We start from the raw sequence: 23,524 nt of genomic DNA, 5'->3' as shown, positions 1-23,524 counted from the left end.
GCGCCGCCCCCGGGTCTATGCCCCGCCGCGACCCGCGGAGCGCCATCCATGACCGACCTCGTCTCCATCCGCCGTGCCCTGATCTCCGTCTCCGACAAGACCGGGCTGCTCGAATTCGGCCGGTTCCTGGCCGGGCAGGGGGTGGAAATCCTCTCGACCGGCGGCACCGCGCGGGCGCTGCGCGAGGCCGGCATCCCGGTGAAGGACGTCTCCGAGCATACCGGCTTCCCCGAGATCCTCGATGGGCGGGTGAAGACGCTGGTGCCGCAGGTGCATGGCGGGCTGCTCGGCCGGCGCGACCTGCCGGAGCATGGGGCGCAGATGGCGGAGCACGGGATCGCGCCAATCGACCTGGTGGCAGTGAACCTCTACCCCTTCGAGGCGACGGTCGCGGGCGGCGCGGGCTTCGAGGACTGCATCGAGAACATCGACATCGGCGGGCCGGCGATGATCCGCAGCGCCGCCAAGAACCATGCGCATGTGGTGGTGCTGACCGAGCCTGCGCATCTCGCCGAGGCCCAGGCCGAGATGGCGGCCGAGGGCGGCACGCGGCTGGCGACGCGCCGGCGGCTGGCGGCGGCGGCCTATGCGCGGACGGCGGCCTATGACGCGGCGATCTCCGGCTGGTTCGCCGGGCAGCTCGGCGAGGCTTTCCCGCCGCGGCTCGCTTTCGCCGGGGTGCTGCGGCAGGGGCTGCGCTATGGCGAGAACCCGCACCAGCAGGCGGCCTTCTACACCGATGGCAGCGAGCGGCCGGGCATCGCCACCGCGCGGCAGGTGCAGGGCAAGGAGCTGTCCTACAACAACCTGAACGACACCGACGCCGCCTTCGAATGCGTCGCCGAGTTCGACCGGCCGGCCATCGTCATCGTCAAGCATGCCAACCCCTGCGGCGTCGCGGTGGACGGGAGCCTGGCGGCGGCCTGGGACAGCGCCCTGCTCTGCGACCCGGTCTCGGCCTTCGGCGGCATCGTGGCGGCGAACCGGGTGCTGGATGCGGCGGCGGCCGAGAAGATCGCCGCCATCTTCACCGAGGTCGTCGTCGCCCCGGATGCCGACGAGGCCGCCAAGGCCGTCTTCGCCCGGAAGAAGAACCTGCGGCTGCTGCTGACCGGCGGGATGCCCGACCCAGCGGCGCCGGGGCGGGTGTTCAAGAGCGTCTCCGGCGGGTTCCTGGCGCAGTCGCGGGATGCCGGGCGCGTTGAGGCCGCCAGCCTGAAGGTGGTGACCAAGCGGGCGCCGACCGAGCAGGAGATGGAAGACCTGCTCTTCGCCTTCCGCGTCTGCAAGCATGTGAAGTCGAACGCCATCGTCTATGCCAAGGGGCTGGCGACGGTCGGCATCGGCGCTGGGCAGATGAACCGGGTGGAGAGCAGCCGCATCGCCGCCTGGAAGTCGGAGGCGGCGGCCAAGGCGGCCGGCCTGCCGGAGCCGCTGGCCCGCGGCAGCGTCGTCGCCTCGGACGCCTTCTTCCCCTTTGCCGACGGGCTGGAGACGGCGGCGGCGGCCGGCGCCACGGCGGTGATCCAGCCTGGCGGCTCGATGCGGGACAACGAGGTGATCGCGGCGGCCGATGCGGCGGGGCTCGCCATGGTCTTCACCGGCATGCGGCATTTCCGGCACTGAAAACGCCCCGCGAAACCGCTCCGCAGCTTCGCGGGGCCGCCGATCAGTGCCTTGTTCCCCAGGCCTCGCACGCCTTCCGCGGCGAAGCCGCGGGAGGGCACCGGGCGGGGGCCGGTTTTGGCAATCGGCTGGGGCGGGCTTGATTCCGGCACCGGTCGGAACACATCCGCACAGTCCCTATGGCAGCGCAGCAGGAGGCCCATGCAACGCCTGATCGACGGCTACCGCCGCTTCCGCGAGGAGACCTGGCCGCAGCAGCGGGCGCGCTTCGAGGAGCTGGCGGCGCATGGGCAGAGCCCGAAGACCCTGGTGATCGCCTGTTCCGACAGCCGGGTCGATCCGCAGATGATCTTCTCGGCGGCGCCAGGGGAGCTCTTCGTCGTCCGCAATGTCGCCAATCTCGTGCCGCCCTATATGCCGGACGCCGCCTTCCACGGGACCAGCGCGGCGCTGGAATTCGCCGTGAGGGTGCTGAAGGTGGAGCGGGTGCTGGTGCTCGGCCATGCGCTCTGCGGCGGCGTCGCGGCCTTGCTGCATGGCGCGCCGCCCGAGGCGCAAGATTTCGTCGTCGGCTGGATCGGCATCGCCGCAGCGGCGCGGGAACGGGTGCTGCGCTGCGATCCCGCCGAGCAGCAGACCGAGGGCGAGCATGAGGCGGTGCGCATCTCGCTCGCCAACCTGATGACCTTCCCCTGGGTGGTCGAGGCGGTGCAGGCCAGCCGGCTGACGCTGCATGGCGCACATTTCGGCGTGGCGACGGGGCGGCTGATGCTGCTCGGCGAGGATGGGGAATTCCATCCGGCCTCCTGATCCCAGCTCGAAACATGCGAGACTTCCCGCCGCGAATCGGGGGAGTGCTCTGCGTGCCGGACTGGCTGCTGCCCTTGCTGGTGCCTGTCGTGGCCGCGCTCGCCGGCGGGTTTCTGGTGCTCGCCTTCCGCCCGCGCGGCGGCGGGGAAGGCGTGGCGCTGCTCGCCGACCGGATGGAGGCGCTGTCCGACCGGCTCGACCAGGCCGTCGCGCAGCAAAACGAGCGCTTGGCCCGCAGCCTCGCCGACAGCGCCGACCGGACGCAGGAGAGCGCCCGGCGCATCCATGAACGGCTGGCCGTCATCGACGCGGCGCGGGCCAATATCGAGGCGCTGGGCGGGCAGGTGACGACGCTGGCCGGCATCCTCGGCAACAAGCAGGCGCGCGGGGCCTTCGGTGAGGTGCAACTGCGCGACATGCTGGCCGACCGCCTGCCGGCCGAGGGCTGGGCCTGGCAGCACCCGCTCTCCAACGGCACGCGCTGCGATGCGCTGATCCGCCTGCCCTTCCCGCCCGGGCCGATCGCCATCGACAGCAAATTCCCGCTCGAGGCCTGGCAGGCACTGCGCGCGGCCCCCGACGACGCGGCGCGGGTGCAGGCGACGCGGCGCCTCTCGGCCGATATCCGCCGCCATGTGGACGACGTGGCGACCAAGTACATCCGCCCCGGCGAGACGGCGGAGGGGGCGCTGATCTTCCTCCCCTCCGAGGCGCTGCATGCCGACCTCCATGCGCTGCATGGCGGGCTGGTGCAGGAGGCGGCGCGGCGCGGCGTCTACCTGGTCTCGCCGGGAACGCTCTGGGCGGTGCTCGGCGCCATGCGGGCGCTGATGCGCGACGTGCGGCTGCGGGCGGAGGCGCAGCACCTGCGGCTGGAGGTCGCCCGGCTGGCGGAGGAGACGGGGCGGCTCGACCGGCGCGTCGCCAACCTCAAGCGGCATTTCGGCGAGGCGCAGGCCGATATGGACCAGATCGGCATCACCGCGCAGAAGATCCTGGGCGCCGCCGCCCGCATCGAGGCGGTGGAGATCGACACGCCGGCCCCGGCCAGGGCCGCCGAATGAGCGCGCTGCAACTGCAATCGCTGGCCGGCCTGCCGGCGCTCTGCCTGCTGGCCTGGGTGCTGGGCGGCTGCCGGCGCGGCGTGCGCCCGCGCGTGGTGGTGGCGGGGCTGCTCGGGCAGATGCTGGTCGCCGCGGCGCTGCTGCATGTGCCGGTGCTGCGGGCCGGCTTCGCCCTGGTGGGCGATGCGGTGGATGCGCTGGCGCGGGCGACGCGGGCGGGGACGACGCTGGTCTTCGGCTATCTCGGCGGCGGGCCGCTGCCCTATGCGGAGACGGTGCCGGGCGGCAGCTTCATCCTGTTCTTCCAGGCGCTGCCGCTGGTGCTGCTGGTCGGCGCGCTCTCGGCCGTGCTGTACCACTGGCGCATCATGCCGCTGGTGGTGAAGGGCCTGGCGCGGGGGCTCGGCTGGCTGTTCGGGCTCTCGGGGGCCTGCAACCTCTCGGTGGCGGCGAATGTCTTCGTCGGCATGGTGGAGGCGCCGCTGCTGATCCGCCCCTGGCTCGGGCGGCTGACGCAGGCGGAGCTGTTCGTCGTGATGGTGGCCGGCCTCGCCACGATCAGCGGCAACATGCTGGTGGTCTATGCGACGATGATCGCCCCGGTGGTGCCGGATGCGGCGGGGCAGCTGCTGACGGCGAGCCTGGTCTCGGCGCCGGGCTCCATCCTCGCCGCGCTGCTGATGCTGCCGGAGCGGGAGGCGGTGGCCGCCGCCGCGCCGGAGGGGAAGGCGCCGCGGCTCTACGACAGCACCATGGATGCGCTGGTGCGCGGCACGGCGGACGGGCTGCAATTGCTGCTCGGCATCATGGCCTCGCTCATCGTCTTCGTGGCCCTCGTGGCGCTCTCGAACGGCATCCTCCAGCCGCTGACGGGCTGGACGCTGGAGGGCATCGCGGGCGTCGTGTTCTGGCCGCTGGCCTTCGCCATGGGCATCCCCGCCGGCGAATGCGCGACGGTCGCGGCGAGCCTCGGGGTGAAGGTGGTGGTGAACGAGTTCGTCAGCTACCTCCAGCTCGCCGCCAGCGGCGGGGCGGGGCTGAGCCCGCGCTCGCGCGTCATCCTCACCTATGCGCTCTGCGGCTTCACCAATTTCGCCTCGGTCGGGATCATGGTGACGGGGATGGTCGGGATGTGCGCTGAGCGGCGGGCCGACATCCTGCGGCTCGGGCTGAAGGCCCTGGTCGCGGCGAGCATCGCCTGCTGCACGGCGGGCGCGACGGTCGGAGTGCTGACGGCGCCCTGAGCAACTTCGGGCGGTGACGGGGTTTCTGCTCCTGTTGCAACCGCCCTGGAGACGAATCATGCGCCTCGCCGCCCCGCTGATGCTGCTCGCCCTGCTCGCCGCCTGCGCCGAAGCGCCGCGCCGGACCAATGGGGTCGCAACGCCCGACCAGAACGGCCGCGTCGCGCCGACGCCGCAGACCACGGCGCCGCGCACCATGCCTTGATCGCACGTCGGCCGCGTGTTGAGCGGCTCCCGGAATTATGGAACCCTCGCCTCCTTGCCGCGCCGGAGGTCCCACCCGTGAGCCACCTCATCCATCGCAGCCTGCATGCCGATCCGCCGCTCGCCGTGCGGGGCGAGGGCATCCATCTCTTCGACCAGGACGGCCGCGCGATCATCGACGCCTCCGGCGGCGCGGCCGTCGCCTGCCTCGGCCATGGGCATCCGAAGGTGATCGAGGCGATCAAGGCGCAGCTCGACACGCTCTCCTATGCGCATACCGCGCTGTTCAGCTGCGAGAGCGCCGAGGCGCTGGCGGATGTGCTGGTCGGCCACGAGCCGGGCGGGCTGACGCATGCCTATTTCTGCTCCTCCGGCTCGGAGGGGAACGAGGCGGCGATCAAGCTGGCGCGGCAGTATTTCCTCGAGCTCGGCCAGCCGCAGAGGACGCGCTTCATCGCCCGGCGGCAGAGCTACCACGGCAACACGCTCGGCGCGCTCTCGGCCGGCGGCAATGCGATGCGCCGAGCACCCTATCAGCCGCTGCTCTCGCCCGCATTCAGCCATGTCTCGCCCTGCTATGCCTATCGCGGCCAGGGCGAAGGCGAGAGCGACGAGCAGTATGTCGCGCGGCTGGCCGATGAGTTGGAGACGGAGTTCCAGCGGCTCGGCCCAGATACCGTCATCGGCTTCATAGCGGAGACGGTGGTGGGCGCGACGCTCGGCTGCGCCACGGCGCTGCCCGGCTATTTCCCGGCGATGAAGGCGGTCTGCGACCGGCACGGCGCCCTGCTCATCCTCGACGAGGTAATGAGCGGCATGGGCCGTTGCGGCGCCATGCATACCTGGGAGCAGGAGGGCGTGGTGCCCGACATCCAGATCGTCGCCAAGGGGCTCGGCGGCGGCTACCAGCCGATTGGCGGCATCCTGGTGCATGGGCGGGTTATGCACGCCTTCCTGCAAGGCTCCGGCGCCTTCATGCACGGCCATACCTACCAGGCGCATCCGGTGGCCTGCGCCGCGGCGCTCGCGGTGCAGCGGGTGATCGCCGAGGAGCACCTGCTCGAGAACGCCAAGGCGATGGGCGCACGGCTGGAGCAGCGGCTGTTGGAGCGCTTCGGCAACCACCGGCATATCGGCGACATCCGCGGACGCGGGCTGTTCTGGGCGGTGGAGTTCGTCGCCGACCGGGCCAGCAAGGCGGTGTTCGACCCGGCGCTCAAGCTGAACGAGCGGGTGAAGATGGAGGGCTATGCCCGCGGCCTTGCCTGCTACCCGATGGGCGGGACGATCGACGGGCGGCAGGGCGATCATGCCATCCTCGCGCCGCCCTACAACGTCACCGCCGAGCAGATCGATACGATCGTCGAGCGTTTCGGCGCTGCGGTGGATGCAGCGCTGGACAGCCGGTGACCATATCGTAACCCGGAACCTTTCGTTCTCCCATCGCGTTCTGCCCACGAAGCCATCGCATGTCGCGGTGCGCCAAGGGGAGTGCCAGCCATGGACAAGGATCGCATCGAAGGCATTGGCAAGCAGGTCAAGGGCGCGGTGAAGGATGCCGCCGGCAAGGTGACCGGCGACGCCGCCCTGCAGGCCGAGGGCAAGACCGACAAGGCCGAGGGCAAGGTGCAGAACGCCGTCGGCGGCGCCAAGGACAAGGTTCGCGACGCTACCAACGACTGAGATTGGCTGGCGTTTGCTTGGTGTAGGAGCCGTCTCCCAATTTGCTGGGGGGCGGCTTCTTGTTGTTGAACCGGCTAGCCGCCGCCCCTTATGGTGCATTACAATTCCGGAACGGCGCCGTACTGGCTGTTCGGTGCCATGCATGGGGGCATTTGATGTCGTTTGACCAACAACTTGATCTTTTAAATGTCCAGGATTTAATCGCCTCCCAGGACCGCCGAGGCCTCGAAGCAGCGATTCGGCGGCGTTGCCACACGATCCCAATAGATTCTGAAACTATACTGTGCCGAATTCTTGGCCGTTATAAATTTTTTGTCGACTGTCGGGATCGTGGTCTTGCGCCGCACTTGATGATGGACGGTTATTGGGAATATTGGGTAAGCGATTTCATCTGGCGTAACGTAAGCAAAGGCATGACCGTTGTCGATGTCGGTGCTAATCTTGGTTATTATACCGTTTTAATGGGTGATCTGGTTGGTGCTGATGGCAAGGTCCTTGCTTTCGAGCCCAACCCCCGGCTGCTGGATTTGTTGCGGCGAAACATTGATATCAACGGCTTCAGCCGGTGGACGGAGTGCGAGGCCAAGGCCATTGCGGGGCGCAGCGGTGACCGTCTGCAATTCCGTGCTTCGGTTCGCGATCCCAAAAATGGCAGCCTGATGGCCGGAGTGTCCACGACGGACGGCGACGTTATCGAAATCGAGGTCGAAACACTCGCATTGAACGATCTGGCCGTCGGCTCTGTTGATTTTATGAAGATCGACGTCGAAGGAGCCGAGGAAGTATTGTGGTCGGGCATTGGCGACCTTATTCGGCGTAGCCCCGACATCAAAATCCTCTTGGAGTTCAACGCGCTCCGTTGCCGGGACCCGCAGCGGATGCTGAAGGAGATCTCGGCCGCGTTCCCGTTGCGTCAGCTTGATGATGACGCAGTGGTAAGGCCCGCTCAGCCGGAGCGCCTTCTGGCTGAACGGGAAGACACGATGCTTTACCTGTCTCGCCTGGATCCGGTGAACTTCGGTCAAAGTCCAGGCTGATCCGCTTACGTTAGCCCCCCGCCTTACGGATGATCAGGCCGATCGACGTGGTGACGTAGTCGGCTGCCAACAGCTTCAGATGCGGCAGCGCGTAAGGCGGCAAGTCGATGACAGTATCGAGTTCTGCTTCACCCGGATGAAAGTTGAGTGGAGCGACCTGATGGCCAGCCGCCACAAGCCGGCTGGCCAGTTCTTCGATATCCCGCCTGCGGAAGAAGGCGAGGTTGGGCGCTTCCAGGGTATGGGAGTTGGAAGAAAGATTGAATTCGGTCGTGTGAAGGGCGAAGCCACCCGGCTTCAACGGGCGGAGGCTTTCCTCGATGAACCGCAGGCCGTGGCCGATCGAGCCGAGGTGCTCGAGGGCGCAGGACGACCAGCACAGGTCGAAGCCTTCGAGATCATCCGGTATTGCGTTCATGTCGAGCGCCTTGAACTGAGTGTGGCGCTGTAGAATTTCAAAGGGAAGAATTGCAGGGCGATCCAGGGCCTCGATGCCTGTCGCGTGCTGGTTGGATGTTTCCCAGCCTTGGCCCTCCACGACGTCGAGCGGTGCATCGGTCGCAAGGACGCTTATGCCGTGCTTCACCAAGAAAGCGGGCAGTGGCTCCGTCCCGACGCCGAAGCCGAGCGCCCGCAAGCCGGGCCGGAGCAGGCCCTTTTCTTTCATTGCCGCAACAAGAAAGCAGAATTCCCAGATCTTGCGATGCTGGCTTACGGGTAGGTCAAGCGCGGCACAGAGTTCAGCGAAGCAGGGTTCTTCCATCTGCGCGGCGGTACAAAGCTGCGACACCGGCTCTTGCAGTGATGGCGGAGCGAAGCGCCAGGGGAGTGCCGGATCCTGCGGCTTCTGCAACAGGAAAAGCGGTGCGCAGTAGGGCTGTTTGGGCCCGAACTTCGATAGGGTCATTCGGAATTCTGGGGTGCTCAGAAAGGCGGTGCGCAGGGAATCGATATCGGGGTGCCGTCTGTGCAGCTCAATTTCGCCTTCATCCTTCGGATCACGCCCGATCAACATACGGAACGCCCAAATGATCGCCTGATGAGGGAGTAACTGGGTCATTATCCGTAAATGGTCCTAAGCTAGGTTAAGATCCCTCGAAAACTGTGCCGGCCAGCTTCAAAAGAAATTTCTCAGTCTGGAAAAGTACGATCCGGGCCGCCGTAAGGTGCAAGCATATCTCAGCTTCAATACAGAACAATCATGACTGCCGGCAAAATCGAAGCTGCCTGGGTGTTGCGGAGGGTCCGCTGCAGCCGTTCGAGGTGGCAAAATTAACTCTCGATTTACGAAGCTATGGTTGATAGCCGGGGCGCGAGTTTGAATCATGTCATAGGTCGGAAGCCAAAAATGGCGACGCAAATCGACGTCTCAGGCGAGAATTTTCTCCAGGGCGGACCCTTCGACTCGCTGTCCGGGCTTGGCGGCAACGACACCCTAATCGGCAGTTTCGGCAATACGATCGACGGCGGTGACGGCAACGACCAAATCAGCCCTAACGGTCCCACCACGGTCATTGGCGGTGCCGGTCAGGACACGATCCACCTGCCGCCCATCCATATAGGGCTGACCGAGGCCGACGCGATCCTTGTCACTGATTTCGCCCCCGGCGGTGGCGGCGATATTCTCGACTTCTCCGATCTGCTGCGCCCCATCCGTGACCTGGGCGTCGACCTCGGTAACCCATTCGGGCCGGCCGGGTACTTGCGACTGGTGGCGCAGCAAGGCGATACCATCGTCCAATGGGACGAGAATGGCGGAGGGAACAACTACGTCCCCCTGGTCATCCTCAAAGGCGTGGCCACCAGCGCGCTGACCCAAGCTAACCTTGGGTATGATCCTCAAGGTGCCCCCCTGGCCGGCTTGCGCCTGAACGGCACCGCTGCCGCAGAATCCCAGTTGGGCGGCCTCGGCAACGACACGATCTTCGGCCTTTCGGGCAATGACACGTTGGACGGCGGGGCGGCTGGGACCGATAGCCTGGATGGCGGGATCGGTAACGATTCGCTGTATGGCGGGTCGGGCGACGATACGTTGCTGGGCAACGACGGGGACGACGTCATCCTGGGCGGCACCGGCACCGACAGCATGGATGGCGGCTCCGGCAACGATATCATCTTCGCCAGCAGCAGCGGCACGGTTCGTGGCGGAACCGGCAACGATCAGATTGGCCAGACCTTCGCCGATCCGGGCGGTGTCATTCATGTCTATGGCGATGACGGAAACGACGTCATCGAGTGTTTCCCTGGGCGGGGCGGCAACGCGACCCTCTCCGGCGGCGACGGGGCGGATTCGATCATCGCGGCCGATGACGGCCAATACGTCCTCCAGGGCGATGCAGGCACGGATACGCTAGCTGGCGGCACCTCCGATGACACGTTGAATGGCGGCACGGGTGACGATGTCATGTCCGGCGGCGCCGGCAACGACACCTATGTGCTAGACGGTGCCGGCGACACGGTGACAGAGCTGCCAGGGGATGGCATCGACACCATCCGGTCGAGCATCAGCCTCAATCTGATGACCGGTGTCGAGAACCTGGTGCTGACCGCCGGCGCTACTGCGGGCTTTGGCGTTGGCAACGAACTGGGCAACCAGATCACCGGTAACGACAGCGGCAATTCGCTTTACGGCCAAGGTGGCGACGATACGCTCACCGGGGGCATTGGCGCCGACTACCTCTACGGCGGGGCCGGCAATGATAGCGTTGTGGCTGGCGCCGGGATCGACCTCCTGATCGGCGAAGCCGGCAACGATACGCTCGATGGCGGCTCCAGCCCGGCCGGCTTCGGTAACGTCCTGCTCGGCGGTGCCGGCAGCGATACGTACGTCGTCCACAGCGGCCTCGATCTGGTCGACGAAGGCAACATTCCAGCCTATGCCGCCTATGGCTTCGGCGGCTTCGACACCATCATCTCCAAGGCGAATTTCTACTGGGATGTCTATTCGGTCGCGGAGCGCGTCATCATCGCCGAGGGCGCCGACGACCCGAACGGAACCGGCACCACCGCCGTCGGCTCGATCTTCGGCAACGAGATGGTCGGCAACTCCGGCAACAACGTCCTCTTCGGCCGCGGAGGCTCCGACACCTACCGCGCTGGCGACGGCATCGATTTCATCTCCCTGTCGACCCTCGGCGTCACGGATGTCGGCAACTACGTCGCCCGTGGCAACAACACCATCATTGTCGACCCGCGCCAGTCCGGCTCCGTCTCCTACGACATCGTCTTCGAGTTTGATTCCACGAAAGACAAGGTCGACGTCTCCGCCTACCGCTACGCCAACGCCGCCACCGTCATAGCCAGGGCCGTCGATGACGGCGCCGGCAGCACATACATCTCGCTCGGCGATGGTCTCGACTACCTCTACCTCGTCGGCGTCTCCAAGGCAGAGCTGCTCGAAAGCGATTTCATCATCTGAAAGGAAGCATCATAGCGAGCGCCGCGCCTTCAGCGCCGCCGCCAGCGTGCCCTCGTCGAGCACGTCGAGCGCGCCGCCCATCGGCACGCCCTGGGCCAGGCGGGTGACGCGCGCGCCGGTGCCGGCCAAGCGGTCGGAGAGGTAGTGCGCCGTCGTCGCCCCATCGACCGTTGCGGGCAGGGCGAGGATCACCTCCTCCACCCTGGGCTCGGCGCCCTCGATCCGGGCAAGGAGAGGCTGTACGGCGAGGTCTTCCGGCCCGACGCCGCCGAGCGCCGAGAGCGTGCCACCCAGCACGTGGTAGAGGCCGCGATGGGCATGCGCGCGCTCCAGCGCCCAGAGTTCGGAGACGCCCTCGACGACGCAGATCAGCCCGTGGTCCCGCTGCGGGTCGCGGCAGATGCGGCAGGGATTGCGGGCGTCGAGGTTGCCGCAGGTGCCGCAGGGCTGCACTGCCGCCGCCGCGGCCTGGAGCGCGGCGGCGAGCGGCAGCATCACCCGGTCCGGCTGCATCAGCATCTTGAGCGCCGCGCGCCGGGCGCTCCGCCGGCCTAGGCCGGGAAGGCGGGCGAGCAGCCCGACCAGCTGCTCGATCGGGTCGGCGGGCCGGTCACTCATTCCATTAGAAGGGCAGCTTGAAGCCGCCCGGCAGGCCGCCCGGCAGGTTCAGCCCGGCCGTCGCCTTCTGCATCTCCTCGGCCATCATGGCCTCGACCTTCTGCTTGGCATCGGCGTGGGCGGCGACCAGCAGGTCCTCCAGCACCTCGCGCTCGTCGGCCGCCATCAGGCTCGGGTCGATGGCGACGCGCTTGAGGTCGCCCTTGCCGGTCAGCGTCACCTGCACCATGCCGGCGCCGGCGGCGCCATCGACGGTGGTGGCATCCAGCTTCGCCTGCATTTCCGCCATGCGGGACTGCATCTGCTGGGCCTGCTTCAGCATGTTGCCGAGGTTCTTCATGGCGCTGCCCTATTCTCTCTCGTCGTCATCGGGGGGTGGAACATCGTCGAAATCCGGCGGTTCGCCCTCGCCGTCCGCCTCCGTGGCGATGGCGGTGAGGCCGTAGGCATCCGCCCCGGCATCGCGCACCGCCTCGATCACCGTGCCGGGGAAGGCGGCCAGCACCGCCTGCACCAGCGGGTGGCTCTGCGCCAGGCTGCGGCGCTCCGCATCGGCGGTGCGGCCCTGCTGGGCGAGGGTCGGCTCGCCCTCGGCGTTGGAGAGGGCGATGGTCCAGCGCTGGCCGGTGCGCTCCAGCAGCAGGGCGCCGAGCTCGGTGGCGAGGTCGCGCGGCGTGTCCGGCTGGACCCGCATCTCGATCCGCCCCGGCTGCACCCGCACGGGATGGACGCTGTGGACGAGATGGGCATGCACCATCGGCTTGCGGCCGGAGGCGAGTGCCACCACCTCGCGCCAGCTCCGCGGCTGGGCGAGGTCGGGCGTGGCGACGGCATCGGCCAGCACCGGCGGGCCGTTGGCCACCGCCCGCATGCCGCCGCCATTGCCGGGCGGGGCGGGGCGGGGCGTGCCGGCGGGCACCGCGCCGCCCTCGGTCAGGCGGCGCACCAGGTCGCCCGGCGTCGGCATCTCCGCGACATGAGCGAGGCGGATCAGCACCATCTCCGTCGCGGCGCGGCGGTCCGGCGCCTCGTTCACCTCCCCGAGGCCTTTCAGCAGCATCTGCCAGGCACGGCCTAGCACGGGGACGGAGAGGCGCTCGGCCAGCGCCGCGCCACGGGTGCGCTCGCCCTCGGTCAGCGAGGGATCGTCCTTCAGGCCGGGGACGCTGCGCAGGCGGGTCAGGGTATGGGTCAGCTCCAGCAGGTCCTGCAGCACCACGGCCGGGTCGGCGCCGCGCTCATGCGCGCGGTCGAGCAGGGCGAGGGCCTCCGCCGTGCGGCCGGCCATCAGCGCCTCCATCAGCTCGAGCACCATGGCGTGGTCGGCGAGGCCGAGCATGTCGCGTACCGCCTCGGCGGTGACCTGCCCCTCCGGCCCGCCGAGGGCGATCGCCTGGTCGAGCAGCGAGAGGCCGTCGCGCACCGAGCCATCCGCGGCACGGGCCAGCATCGCCAACGCCTCCGCCTCCACCGTCACCCGCTCGAGCCCGGCGATGCGCTCGAAATGCCCGCGCAGCTCCGCCTGGGGAACGCGCTTCAGGTGGAAGGTCTGGCAGCGCGAAAGGATGGTCGCCGGGACCTTGCGCAGCTCGGTCGTCGCCAGCATGAATTTCACCTGAGCCGGCGGCTCCTCCAGCGTCTTCAGCAGCGCGTTGAACGCCGCCGTCGACAACATGTGGACCTCGTCCAGGATGATGACCTTGAAGCGCCCCTGGGCCGGGCGGTAGCGCAGCCGCTCGCGCAGCTCCCGCACGTCGTCGATGCCGTTGTTGGAGGCGGCGTCGAGCTCCTGCACATCCGGGTGGCGGTCGGCGAGGATCGCCTTGCATTCCGGGCAGACGCCGCAGGGCTCCGGCGTCGGGCCGCCCTTGCCGTCCGGGCCGATGCAGTTGAGCGCGCGGGCGATGATCCGCGCCGTGGTGGTCTTGCCGACGCCGCGCACGCCGGTCAGCAGGTAGGCATGCGCCACGCGGTCCTGCGCGAAGGCGTTGCGGAGCGTGCGCACCAGCGCATCCTGGCCGATCAGCTGCTCGAAGGTGCTGGGGCGGTACTTGCGGGCAAGCACCCGGTAGGGCGCATCTACCTGGGCAGCGGGCGGCATCGGGGCGGGCGGCGGCGGCAGGGGCGGAGCCTCGCCGAAGAGGCCGGGGCCCTCGGCCGGCGGCTCTGGCAGGGCGTCCTCGGGCGGCGGGTCTTCGGTGCCGAATAGGGATGAGGACATCGGCGCGGCGGCATCCCGTGCATCTGGCCCGCCGGGCCGGGGAGAGGGTGGAAGGCCGGCAAGCGACCCGGGCGAGAACCCGTTACGGCTGCTTCCTTCCGGACCTGACCGGGTTGGCGGGGAGCCCGTCCGCCGCCGACCTTCCGGGGGCACCATATCATGCCCTGGGGGGCTTCGTACAAGCCGGGCTCTTCGGTCCGCCCGTTGCCCCCGCGCCCCTCGCATGGCACCGTCCGTCCCGCATGCTCTCCATTCCCGCCAGCCGCCCCAACGCCTATTCCGGCAGCCCCCTCGATCGCGCGTCCAACCGCCGCGAGGATGCCGCCTTTATCGAGGCCGCCCTGGCCGATGCGGAGACGCTCTTCGTCCCGGTCTGGCGCAGCCGCAGCCTGATGAAGGGCGTCCCCGAAGGCGCGCCGGAGGCGGTGCTGCTGACCGGCGCCGCGGCCGAGGCGGTGCGCATGGCGGGTGGGCCCTGGGCCTTCCTCGGCTTTTGGGAGGGGCGGCCGGTCTTCGCCGTCGATTGCTCCCAGGCGGAGGACCCGCTGCCGCTGCTGCCGGAGGGAATGGGCGCCTTCACCGACCTCCGCGCCGTCGCCGGGCTGCTGCCGCCGGGCGAGGCAAGCGTCCTCGCCCATGCGCGCGGATTGATGCACTGGCGCACCCGGCACCGCTTCTGCGGCGTCTGCGGCGCCGGCTGCGAGCCGCGCTCGGCCGGCAATGCCATGGCCTGCACCAACTGCGGCACGCAGCATTTCCCACGGACCGACCCGGCCGTCATCATGCTGGTGGTGCGCGAGGGGCGCTGCCTGCTCGGCCATTCCACCCGCTTCCCCAACAGCGTGATGTACTCGACCCTCGCCGGCTTCGTCGAGCCGGGCGAAACGCTGGAGGAGGCGGTGCGCCGCGAGGTGAAGGAGGAGGCCGGCATCGATGTCGGGGAGGTCCTCTACCATTCCTCGCAGCCCTGGCCCTTTCCCGCCTCCATCATGCTCGGCTTCCATGCCGAGGGGCTGAGCGACGAGATCACCATCGACCCGGAAGAGCTGCGCGACGCCCGTTGGTTCACGGTCGAGCAGATGCGCAACCCTGAGGCGCATGGCTTCGCCCTGCCGCGCGGCGACAGCATCGCCCGCCGGCTGATCGAGGACTGGCTGGCCGAAGCTGGACCGGCAGGGACCAGGCGATGAGGCGAGCCGCCGCGGCGCTCGCCCTGCTCCTGCCGCTCGGCGGCTGCGGCCTGTACGACAGACTTCTCGGCGCCGCGCCGCAGCGCCAGCCGGAGACGCCGGAGCAGCAGGAGTGCCGGGAGGAAGCCAGGCAATCCCCGGCCGTCACCGCGCTCAACCGTCAGCGGATGCCGGGCAACTCAGTGAATGACGACCGGCTGAACCGGGAGGAGCGGACCTTGCTGGCCCGCGCCTTCCGGGATTGTCTGCGCACCCGTGGCCTGACCCTTCCGGGTGGCGTGGAGACCGAGCAGCCGAGGTAAACTCTCGGCGCGGGGTGGGCAGGGCCGGCTCGCCCTGTCTATACTGCACCGCAGCATGAGCGCCCCGTCCATCCTCGCCGTCGTCGGCATGCAGTCGGAGGCGGCCCTGTTGCCGAAGGGCCTGCGCGTCGTCGTCAGCGGCGGCGACCCGGCCCGGCTGCGTGCCCTGTTGCAGAACCAGCCGGAGGACATCACCGGCGTACTCAGCTTCGGCATCGCCGGCGGGCTCGATCCCTCGCTCATCACCGGCGATCTGGTGGTCGCCACGCGGGTGCGCGGTCCCGGCGGGGCCTATGCGGCCGATCCGGTCTGGTCGGCCAGACTCGCCCAGCGTTGCGGTGCGCGGCTCGGCATGGTGGCGGGCGCGGCCGGCGTGGTCGGCGAGCCCTCAGGTAAGCGGCTGCTGCGGGCGGCGACCGGCGCCCTCGTCGTCGATCTGGAGACCGAGGCGGCGGCCGCCTTCGCCACCGCCCGCCGCCTGCCCTTCGCAGCCCTGCGGGCCGTGGCGGATACGGCCGAGGAGGTGCTGCCACGCGCCGCTGCGGTCGGGCTGACGGCGGATGGCCGGCCGGCAGCCGGGCGGGTGGCACTCGCCCTGCTTCGCCAGCCGCGGGAATTGCCCGCCCTGCTGGTCGTCGCCCGCCGCAGCCGGGCGGCGCTGGAGGCGCTCGGCGCCGTCGTGCCGCGCGCCGACTTCACTGGCGATACGCGCTGAACCCTGCGCAAGGCCCGGCATTGGCGATGCGATGATGCCGCACGCTTGTCCGGCCCCTCTCTTGCCCCTGAGGGAAGCGGAGACGTGAACAGGCCGGAAGCGGCTTTTGGCCGACTGGTACGTTTCCCGTTCATCAAGCGGGAGGCGATCATCATGAAGACATTCAAGGCAGTGCTGTTGGCAGCGACCGTATCGCTCAGCCTTGCGGCCTGCGGCCAGAGCGCGGGCGGGCGAGCCGTATCGGGTGGCTTGCTCGGTGCCGGTGCCGGTGCTGGCGTCGGCGCACTGACCGGTGGCAGCGTCGGCACGGGTGCCCTGGTTGGTGGTGGCATCGGTGCGGCAGGTGGCGCGCTGACGGCACCGCGGCGTTACTGACGGTCCACCGGCCAACGCCAACCGGAAGGCGGATCCCGAAACAACTCCGGTCAGGCAGGATCGCCTGACCGGAAATATCCGCGTTAGAGCAAGCTCCGATCAGATGGAATCAACCGATCGGAGTAATTTACTCGTCCAAACAACAGGCTAGAGCGAGATTCGAGAGCCGGTGCGAACGGAAATCGCTCTAGCGGCGCCGCTCCGCGTAGCCGTCACCCCGGCTGGAAGCAACGCCGGCCATGGCGGGGGTGCCGAAGGCAAGTTCGGTGCGGTCGTCGAGACCCATCGTATCCCAAGCCGATGCAGGGTCGCTGTTCGCCGTAGGCGCGGCGGTGCCTGCATAGGATAGCTGCCGCTCGACCTGTTGTTGCTGCGCGGTCGTCAATTGCGCCCAGTTCAGGGCGAGCCAGGGATGCGTCCGCACGGTGCTGCGGATCCATTGATCGCGTCCCGCTTCTGGTACCGAGGAGGCTTGGCTCACCGTCTCGTCGACAGGTTCGGGCGCCGCCGGCAGGGAAGGCTTCCGCTCCGGACTTGCGGCGGGGGGTACCTCGCGGGGTGGACTTGCCGCACGGCCGGGGCCAGCGGGGGAAGACGACCGAGGCTGATGCCGGGCTGCGTAAGCCCTGGGATCGAAGAATTGATCCAGGTAATCCATGCGGCTCAGGGTCTCGCAGCCGGGCAGGAGCAGCAATGCGGACAGCATCGCCGCCCGGCGCCAGCGCCTCGGCCAAGGCATCCTGCCCATGCAGGCGTACCAAGCTCGATGACCATATCCCATGCATGCCGTAACGGCCGGCGCAGGCTTGGGATGCCCCGGTGTCGCGAGCTTGATCCCGGCTATCGCGTCCGCAGTCCGGCTTCGCGGTCGAGGCTAGGTCACACGCTCCATCTCTGCGTCGTCGAGGTTGCCGGGGACGATCGTCATCGGCACCCGCACATGCGTGGCGTAGCGCCCGGTCAGCGCGTTGATCAGCGGCCCCGGCCCACTGCCGTCGCCGGAGGAAGCCAGTACCAGGATCGAAAGGCGCGGATCCTCCTTGAGCAGTGCCAGCAGCTCGTCCCGCGGATGCCCTTCGCGGATGAGCAGGATTGGCAGCCCGCCGGTGATCTCGTTCACTTGCGCGGCGAGGCCGCTGAGGATGCGCTCCGCCTCCTCCCGCCGCTCCTCGGCCATCATGGCGCCGACGCCGGCCCATTCGGTGATGCCCTCGGGCTCGATCACCCGCAGCAGGGCTACCCGCCCGCCGCCGTTGCGGGCCCGTAGGCAGGCGTAGCGGAGGGCGACGGCCCGCTCCGGGCTGTCATCCACCACCACGAGGAACACCCGGTCGCGCTTGCTCGCGGCTTCCTGTTGCTCCCGCGTCTCGCCCATCAACCCCTCCGGAACAGGACGCTGCCGAGCCAGCCGGCCAGCGCCGCGAACAGAATGCAGGAGAGACCGTAGAGGAAAGGCTGGTCCGCCGCGACGGTGGCGATGCGGTCCGCCGTGCCGACCCGGTCCACCCGGAAGGCGAGCGCCTGCCGCGCCACGATCCGGCGGGAGCGGACCAGCAGCACCTCCACTTGGTAGTCGCCGGTCGGCACCGCGGCGGGCAGCGGCAGCCGGGCATGGAAGAGCCGGCTGCCGGCGATCTCCACCGGTGCCGGATCCTCGACCCAGAGGCCGCTGTCGCTCTCGAGCTCGAGCAGCGCGGCGCGGAAGGCGGGCGAGCGCGCGCCGGTGCTGGTCAGCGGCAGGCTGTCGAGACCGAGGCCGTTCCGCTGCCGCTCCTCCTCCGGTAGCACCTGCCAGGCCGGGCGGGTGCCGGCAAGGAAGTAGAAGCCCGGCACCCCGGCGAAGCGGGCGGAGGGCCCGTTCACCCAGATCACCCCGAGCACCGGGACCTTCCGCCGCACCACCACCGGCCGGGTCGGGCCGCGGGCGACCACCAGCACCTCGTCCCCGCCCGGCCCGATCGGCCCCTCGGTGCTGCCGAAGACCATGAGCGAGGTGCCGGTGAAGCCCGTCGTCACCTCGACGGCATTCTGCGAAAGCGCGGCGACCAGCGGCAGCTCCTGCGCCCGGCCGGGACCGGCCCAGGCGAGCAGCAGCAGCAGGGCGAAGCGGATCACAGCGCGGGGCCGCTGCTGAACAGGTTCGCCGGCCGCCGCAGCAGACCCCAAAGCAGGCTCATCGCCACCGAGAGCACCAGCAGGCCGAGCAGCGCCCGCGTCTCCTCCCCGCGCAACCGCGTTCCCATGGAGGCGCCGAACTGCGCTCCCGCGACGCCGCCGAGCAGGAGCAGCATGGTCAGCAGGATGTCGACCGTGCCGAGCTGCACCGCCTGCAGCATCGTCACGTTGGCGGCGACGAAGACCACCTGGAAGAGCGAGGTGCCGATGACGACCGAGGTCGGCATGCCGAGGAAGTAGATCATCGCCGGCACCAGCATGAAGCCGCCGCCCACCCCCATCACCGCCGAGAGCACGCCGATGCCGAAGCCCACCGCAAACGGAGGGATGATGGAGATGTAGAGCCGCGAGCGGCGGAACCGCATCTTCAGCGGCAGGCCGTGCATCCAGAAATGCTCGTGCAGCTTGCGCTTCGTGGCGGTGCGCCGGCGGAGGATGGCGCGCACGCTCTCCATCACCATCAGCCCGCCGACCGTGCCCAGCACGACCACGTAGAAGACCGAGACGGCGAGGTCGACCTGGCCGATCCGCCGCAGCAGCGCGAAGAGCTGCACCCCGGCCAGCGAGCCGAGCACGCCGCCGACCAGCAGCACGCCGCCCATCTTGGCGTCCACATTGCCGCGCCGCCATTGCGCGATGAGGCCGGAGACCGAGGCACCGAGCGTCTGGTTGGCGCCCGAGGCCACGGCGACGGGGGAGGGGATGCCGATCAGGATCAGCAGCGGCGTCAGCAGGAAGCCGCCGCCCACGCCGAACAGGCCGGAAAGCCAGCCCACGCCGAACCCGATGCCGACCAGCAGGAAGGCGTCCACTGACATCTCGGCGATCGGCAGGTAGACCTGCATCGGCAATTCCGGACCAGAGAAGCAATGGCCGGGGGTTTGAACCGGGCCTGTGGCGGGAGCAAGGCAGAAACTGCAACCAGAAGCCGTGAACCGCAGCGCGGGGCGGGCGTTCAGCCGCCACAACCAGTCACGGATACAACAAATGGCCACGCAAACCATAGGCGCGACCACCACGCCCGGCACCATGACCGGCTCGTTGGAAACCGCTGCGCCTCTGCCGCGCCGCGTTTCCTGGGGCGCCATCCTCGCCGGCGGCATCGTCGCCGTCGTGGTGGGCGCCATGCTCTCCATTCTCGGCGTCGCAATCGGCGCAAGCTCGGTCGACGCCACCAACGCCCAGTCGCCGAGCGGCTCCACCGTTGGCATCGCCGCCGGTGCCTGGCTGCTGATCTCGAACCTGATCGGCCTCGCGGTCGGCGGCTATGTCGCGGCGCGGCTCTCGGGCAGCGCGGACGGCACCGACAGCACGCTGCATGGCCTCTCGGTCTGGGCCATCGGCTACCTGCTCTCGGCGGTGCTGCTCGGCAACGTCATCGCCGGCACCGCCTCGACCGCGACCCAGGGCCTCTCCTCCATCGTCGGCGGCGTCTCCCAGGCAGCCGGCCAGGCGGCCTCCGCTGCCTCCGGCCCGGCCAGCCGCCTCGCCAGCCAGATTGACCCGCAGCAACTCGTCGACCGCGCGCAGAACGCCCTCAGCGGCACCGGCGGCGGCGATCCGGCGGCAATGAACAGCGACCAGCGCAAGGCGGAGATCGGCCAGCTCCTGACCCGCCGCGTCACCGACGGCAACCTGCCGCAGGGTGACCGCGACCGGCTGGGCCGGCTGGTGGCGGCCGAGTACAACATCCCGGCCGATGAGGCGACCCGCCGCATCCAGCAGGTCGAGCAGCAGGCGACCGAGACGGCGCAGGCCGCCGAGCGCCAGGCCCGCGAAGCGGCCGATGCAGCGGCGACGGCTGGCGCGGTGGCTGCCTACTGGGCCTTCGCGGCGATGCTGCTCGGCGCCGTGGCCGCAGTGCTGGGCGCGCGGACGGGCACGCGGAACGCCAACCTGGCGGCGCGGCGCTACGCGTAAAACGGGCTATGGGGGTTCTGCCCCCGCGCCCCGCTGGGGGGAGGCTTCCCCCCGGCCCCGCCATCACTTAGGGGCGGTTGAAGCCCCTTCGCCAAGAGCGCGGGTCATCAGGACGCAGTCCAGCCAGCGGCCATGCTTCCAGCCGATGCCAGGCAGCAGGCCGGCATGGGCGAAGCCGCAAGACTTGTGCAGGCCGATCGAGCCGGCATTCCCGGAATCGCCGATCACCGCCACCATCAGCCGGTAGCCGAGCGCTTCGCATTGCGCCATCAGCGCCTGCAGCAGTAACTGGCCGATGCCGCGCCGCCCGGCCTCAGGCGACACATAGATCGAATTTTCCACTGTGAACCGATAGGCCGGCCGCGTCCGGTAGGCGCTGGCATAGGCATAGCCAAGCACCGTCCCTGCCGCATCGACGGCCACCAGATAGGGGTAGCCCCCGGCCAGGATCGCCTCCCGCCGCCGCGCCATCTCCGCTTCGTCCGGCGGCTCGGTCTCGAAGCTCCCGGAGCCATGGCGGACCCAGTGGCCGTAGATGCGGGTGATCGCCGGGATGTCGGCTGCGGTGCTGTCGCGAAGCGAAAGGTCGGTCATGGCAACGAATCCTGCCGCCTGCGGGACGTCTTGTCCACCGGGCGGGGCCCTTCACCCGCCCTGTCGCTTGCCGCACTCTGCCCGGCTGCCGCCGGAGTCGCCCGTTGCCCTATCCTGCCCATGCCGTGCCCTTGGTCGGCCTCGCCATCGGCGCCGTCGGGCTGGCGACAACCATCCCCCTGCCGCTCTATGGCGAGATGGCGGCCCGCGGCGGCTACGGCGCCGGCGCCCTGGCCCTCGCCTTCGCCTGCTATGCGGCGACGGTGATCGTGACTGCGCCGCTGCTCGGGCCGCTGCCCGACCGGATCGGCCGAAAGCCCTGCGTGCTGCTCGGCGTGGCGCTCGCCGCGCTGTCCAGCCTGGCGCTGAGCCTCTGGCCGAGCATCCCGGCGCTGGCCCTGGCGCGGGTGGCGCAGGGTCTTGGCATGGGCTGCGTCGCCGGTGCGGCAGCGGCCTGGGGAGCTGAACTCGGCGGCGGCGGGCCTGAAGGCGGGCGCCGCGCCGCCGGGGTTATCGCGCTGGCGACCATCGGCAGCTTCGGCGCCGGCGGCATCCTGACGCTGGCCGCCATCCTTGCCTGGCCGGCGCTGCGGCCGCCGCCGACCTTCGCCCTGCACATCGGCATATGCCTCGTGCTGCTCGCCCTCGCCGCCCGCCTGCCGGAGACGCTGGCGGTGCCGCAGCAGGGCTGGCTGCGCCGCCCCGGCTTCCCGCGCGGGACGCTGGCGACGACCTGCGCCATTCTCCCCGGCTGGGGCGTCACGGGCACGGTGCTGACGGCCGTGCAATCGACCCTCGCCGCCAGCGGCCGGCCGCTCGCCGGACCTTTCGCAGCCTGCGGCATGATGCTGATCGGCGTCATCGCCCAGCGCGGCTTCCGCCAGGTGGCACCGCGGCGCGCGGTGCGGATCGGCCTCGGCGTGCTCCTGCTCGGCGCCGGGCTGACCTTTCTGGGGGCGGCGGGCTGGGGGATGGCGCCGCTGCTGCTGGGCGGCGCCGTGGTCGGCATCGGCACCTACGGCTTCGTCTATCCCGGCGGCCTTGCCGCGGTGGCCGAGGCGGCCTCGGGCGAGGAGCGGGCGCGCGCCGTCGCCGGCTATTTCGTCCTCGCCCATCTCGGTTTCGGCGCGGTGCCGCTGACGGTCGGCCTCGGCATCGATGCCTTCGGCGCCGGGCCTGCCCTGGCGGGGAGCTGGCTGGCGCTGCTCCTCGCTGCCTGCCTGCTGTGGTGGGTTACTTCTCGCAGCGGATGAAGAGCGTGCTGCGGTTGGCGATCTCGCCGACATCCGCCGCGCCGCGTTCCGGCCCGCTGCTTTCCGCCAGCTGCGGGTTGAGCCCGGCGCGGCGGAGGAAGACCTGCGCCGCCTCTCCCTTCACCGCGAAATTGATGTTCTGCGCGATGTCCCCGGTGACGCGGGCGATGCGCTGGGCGTTCAGCTTCGAGACGACGACGCCGAGGATGTTGCCGTGCATGTCGAGCAGCGGCCCGCCGGAATTGCCCGGCTGGACCTCGGCGCTGATCTGGTACTGGTTACGGTTGTCGGCGAGGCCGGCGAGCCCGTTCACCTCCCCCCGCGTCAGCTTGGCGTCGGAGGAGAGCAGCCCCGCCAGCGGGAAGCCATAGGCGACGATGCCATCGCCCCGCCGCACCGCCGGCCCGCTGCGGAAGGGCAACGCCGGCCCCGGCAGGCCGGGCACCGCGAGCAGGGCGAGGTCGAGGTCGTTGTCCACCCGCGCCGGCGGCACCGCGGCGAGCCAGCGGCCATCCGGCGCGCGCATGACGATGCGGTCGCAGCCATTGACTACGTGGTGGTTGGTCAACACACGGTCCGCCGCGACGAGGAAGCCGCTGCCGGTGGAGACGTTGCGGGCATTCGGGTTCGGCCGCTGCTGCGGCACGTTCGGCGGCGGCGGCACGACGGCGGCGGTGGCAGGCGCGGGCTTGCCGGAGGGCAGCGGGCGGCTCGCGGCTTCCAGCGCCAGCTCGCGGTTGGCGCAGATGTCCTGGTTCTGCAGCATCGCCTCCCGTCCATCCTCCAGCACCAGGCGGAGGTCGAAGCGGCAGCCGGCGGATTCGGCCGGGTTGACGCGGAAGCCGCCGCCCGGCGCCAGCGGCCGGTCGGGCGAGAGCAGGTTGCGCCCCCAGTCGCTGGCCGCCCCGCGCGGGGTGCGGACGGCGTTCAGCTCCTTCGCCGGCACGCCGGTGCGGTTCATCACATGGAAGGGCTGCCCTTGCGCCAGGGCAGTGCCCGGCAGGAGCAGGAGGAAGAGCAGCGCGAGGCGGAACGGGTGCGGCATGGCCGGGGATGTCGGACGCGGGCGCAGCAT

25 protein-coding genes and 1 other RNA gene are annotated in these 23,524 nt (G+C 69.7%); 15 read left to right on the top strand and 11 right to left on the bottom strand.

Annotation, left to right across the window (positions count from 1 at the left end):
• The first annotated feature begins 48 nt into the window (after positions 1-48).
• From purH to JMJ56_RS07345, 8 genes are all read left to right on the top strand, one after another.
• A complete protein-coding gene (purH, locus tag JMJ56_RS07380; RefSeq protein WP_202830984.1) occupies positions 49-1,626 on the top strand; it encodes a bifunctional phosphoribosylaminoimidazolecarboxamide formyltransferase/IMP cyclohydrolase in 1,578 nt (525 codons plus the stop codon).
• A 201-nt stretch (positions 1,627-1,827) separates the two neighbouring features.
• Entirely contained in the window at positions 1,828-2,436 is a 609-nt protein-coding gene (locus tag JMJ56_RS07375) for a carbonic anhydrase (protein WP_202830983.1), read from the top strand.
• Between the two features lie 53 nt (positions 2,437-2,489).
• Entirely contained in the window at positions 2,490-3,500 is a 1,011-nt protein-coding gene (locus JMJ56_RS07370; RefSeq protein WP_328702303.1) for a DNA recombination protein RmuC, read from the top strand.
• Positions 3,497-4,744, top strand: a complete 1,248-nt coding sequence (locus JMJ56_RS07365; protein WP_202830981.1) for a NupC/NupG family nucleoside CNT transporter — start codon at positions 3,497-3,499, stop codon at positions 4,742-4,744. The genes JMJ56_RS07370 and JMJ56_RS07365 overlap by 4 nt, the downstream gene beginning before the upstream one ends.
• A gap of 58 nt (positions 4,745-4,802) precedes the next feature.
• Positions 4,803-4,949: a hypothetical protein gene (locus tag JMJ56_RS07360; RefSeq protein WP_202830980.1), complete on the top strand. Its 147-nt coding sequence runs from the start codon at positions 4,803-4,805 to the stop codon at positions 4,947-4,949.
• A gap of 77 nt (positions 4,950-5,026) precedes the next feature.
• Complete coding sequence (locus JMJ56_RS07355) at positions 5,027-6,358, top strand: aspartate aminotransferase family protein (RefSeq protein ID WP_202830979.1); 1,332 nt, start codon at positions 5,027-5,029, stop codon at positions 6,356-6,358.
• Between the two features lie 90 nt (positions 6,359-6,448).
• On the top strand, positions 6,449-6,631 hold the full coding sequence (locus tag JMJ56_RS07350; RefSeq protein WP_043342193.1) for a CsbD family protein: 183 nt from the start codon (positions 6,449-6,451) through the stop codon (positions 6,629-6,631).
• Positions 6,632-6,672: 41 nt separating this feature from the next.
• Positions 6,673-7,668 carry an FkbM family methyltransferase gene (locus tag JMJ56_RS07345; RefSeq protein ID WP_202830978.1) on the top strand — a complete coding sequence of 332 codons (996 nt, stop codon included), beginning with the start codon at positions 6,673-6,675 and terminating at the stop codon, positions 7,666-7,668.
• A 10-nt stretch (positions 7,669-7,678) separates the two neighbouring features.
• Here JMJ56_RS07345 and JMJ56_RS07340 read toward each other — a convergent pair whose 3' ends face one another.
• Positions 7,679-8,728, bottom strand: a complete 1,050-nt coding sequence (locus JMJ56_RS07340) for a class I SAM-dependent methyltransferase (RefSeq protein WP_202830977.1) — start codon at positions 8,726-8,728, stop codon at positions 7,679-7,681.
• A gap of 288 nt (positions 8,729-9,016) precedes the next feature.
• On the opposite strand from JMJ56_RS07340, the gene JMJ56_RS07335 reads away from it, so the two are divergent.
• Positions 9,017-11,086, top strand: a complete 2,070-nt coding sequence (locus tag JMJ56_RS07335; protein ID WP_202830976.1) for a calcium-binding protein — start codon at positions 9,017-9,019, stop codon at positions 11,084-11,086.
• A gap of 9 nt (positions 11,087-11,095) precedes the next feature.
• Here the strand turns inward: JMJ56_RS07335 and recR are convergent, their stop codons facing one another.
• The 4 genes from recR to ffs all read right to left on the bottom strand — a co-directional run bounded on the left by recR (position 11,096) and on the right by ffs (position 14,067).
• Positions 11,096-11,704: a recombination mediator RecR gene (gene recR / locus JMJ56_RS07330; RefSeq protein WP_202830975.1), complete on the bottom strand. Its 609-nt coding sequence runs from the start codon at positions 11,702-11,704 to the stop codon at positions 11,096-11,098.
• Between the two features lie 4 nt (positions 11,705-11,708).
• Positions 11,709-12,044, bottom strand: a complete 336-nt coding sequence (locus JMJ56_RS07325) for a YbaB/EbfC family nucleoid-associated protein (RefSeq protein WP_043360235.1) — start codon at positions 12,042-12,044, stop codon at positions 11,709-11,711.
• 9 nt (positions 12,045-12,053) lie between these two features.
• A complete protein-coding gene (locus JMJ56_RS07320) occupies positions 12,054-13,925 on the bottom strand; it encodes a DNA polymerase III subunit gamma/tau (protein ID WP_202830974.1) in 1,872 nt (623 codons plus the stop codon).
• Positions 13,926-13,974: 49 nt separating this feature from the next.
• An RNA gene (gene ffs / locus JMJ56_RS07315) (signal recognition particle sRNA small type) lies at positions 13,975-14,067 on the bottom strand.
• A 100-nt stretch (positions 14,068-14,167) separates the two neighbouring features.
• Here ffs and nudC point away from each other — a divergent pair.
• The 4 genes from nudC to JMJ56_RS07295 all read left to right on the top strand — a co-directional run bounded on the left by nudC (position 14,168) and on the right by JMJ56_RS07295 (position 16,507).
• Complete coding sequence (gene nudC, locus JMJ56_RS07310) at positions 14,168-15,115, top strand: NAD(+) diphosphatase (RefSeq protein WP_202830973.1); 948 nt, start codon at positions 14,168-14,170, stop codon at positions 15,113-15,115.
• Positions 15,112-15,417 (top strand): phosphoribosylamine--glycine ligase, encoded by a 306-nt coding sequence (locus JMJ56_RS07305; protein WP_202830972.1) that lies wholly within the window; start codon positions 15,112-15,114, stop codon positions 15,415-15,417. Before nudC ends, JMJ56_RS07305 begins: the two co-directional genes overlap by 4 nt.
• A 55-nt stretch (positions 15,418-15,472) precedes the next feature.
• Entirely contained in the window at positions 15,473-16,132 is a 660-nt protein-coding gene (locus JMJ56_RS07300; protein ID WP_202830971.1) for a phosphorylase family protein, read from the top strand.
• 84 nt (positions 16,133-16,216) lie between these two features.
• The gene (locus tag JMJ56_RS07295) at positions 16,217-16,507 is read left to right on the top strand and encodes a hypothetical protein (protein WP_202830970.1); all 291 of its coding nucleotides are present in this window, start codon (positions 16,217-16,219) and stop codon (positions 16,505-16,507) included.
• A 187-nt stretch (positions 16,508-16,694) separates the two neighbouring features.
• Here JMJ56_RS07295 and JMJ56_RS07290 read toward each other — a convergent pair whose 3' ends face one another.
• The 4 genes from JMJ56_RS07290 to JMJ56_RS07275 form a co-directional block, all read right to left on the bottom strand.
• Entirely contained in the window at positions 16,695-16,931 is a 237-nt protein-coding gene (locus tag JMJ56_RS07290) for a hypothetical protein (protein ID WP_202830969.1), read from the bottom strand.
• A gap of 450 nt (positions 16,932-17,381) precedes the next feature.
• A complete protein-coding gene (locus JMJ56_RS07285; protein WP_202830968.1) occupies positions 17,382-17,882 on the bottom strand; it encodes a universal stress protein in 501 nt (166 codons plus the stop codon).
• Complete coding sequence (locus JMJ56_RS07280) at positions 17,882-18,622, bottom strand: TIGR02186 family protein (RefSeq protein ID WP_202830967.1); 741 nt, start codon at positions 18,620-18,622, stop codon at positions 17,882-17,884. Before JMJ56_RS07280 ends, JMJ56_RS07285 begins: the two co-directional genes overlap by 1 nt.
• Positions 18,619-19,527, bottom strand: coding sequence for a sulfite exporter TauE/SafE family protein (locus JMJ56_RS07275; RefSeq protein ID WP_202830966.1), 909 nt, complete (start codon positions 19,525-19,527; stop codon positions 18,619-18,621). Before JMJ56_RS07275 ends, JMJ56_RS07280 begins: the two co-directional genes overlap by 4 nt.
• 142 nt (positions 19,528-19,669) lie before the next feature.
• On the opposite strand from JMJ56_RS07275, the gene JMJ56_RS07270 reads away from it, so the two are divergent.
• A complete protein-coding gene (locus JMJ56_RS07270) occupies positions 19,670-20,602 on the top strand; it encodes a hypothetical protein (protein ID WP_236037552.1) in 933 nt (310 codons plus the stop codon).
• A 63-nt stretch (positions 20,603-20,665) separates the two neighbouring features.
• Here the strand turns inward: JMJ56_RS07270 and JMJ56_RS07265 are convergent, their stop codons facing one another.
• Entirely contained in the window at positions 20,666-21,196 is a 531-nt protein-coding gene (locus JMJ56_RS07265; protein WP_202830965.1) for a GNAT family N-acetyltransferase, read from the bottom strand.
• Positions 21,197-21,300: 104 nt separating this feature from the next.
• Here JMJ56_RS07265 and JMJ56_RS07260 point away from each other — a divergent pair, with 104 nt between their 5' ends.
• A complete protein-coding gene (locus tag JMJ56_RS07260) occupies positions 21,301-22,449 on the top strand; it encodes an MFS transporter (protein WP_202830964.1) in 1,149 nt (382 codons plus the stop codon).
• Here JMJ56_RS07260 and JMJ56_RS07255 read toward each other — a convergent pair.
• Positions 22,430-23,524 (bottom strand): trypsin-like peptidase domain-containing protein, encoded by a 1,095-nt coding sequence (locus tag JMJ56_RS07255; RefSeq protein ID WP_236037551.1) that lies wholly within the window; start codon positions 23,522-23,524, stop codon positions 22,430-22,432. The genes JMJ56_RS07260 and JMJ56_RS07255 overlap by 20 nt on opposite strands.

Source organism: Belnapia arida (assembly GCF_016773205.1).
Taxonomy (GTDB): Bacteria; Pseudomonadota; Alphaproteobacteria; order Acetobacterales; family Acetobacteraceae; genus Belnapia; species Belnapia arida.
Note: the sequence above shows the minus strand (reverse complement) of the source record. Positions and strands in the feature narration are given on the sequence as shown.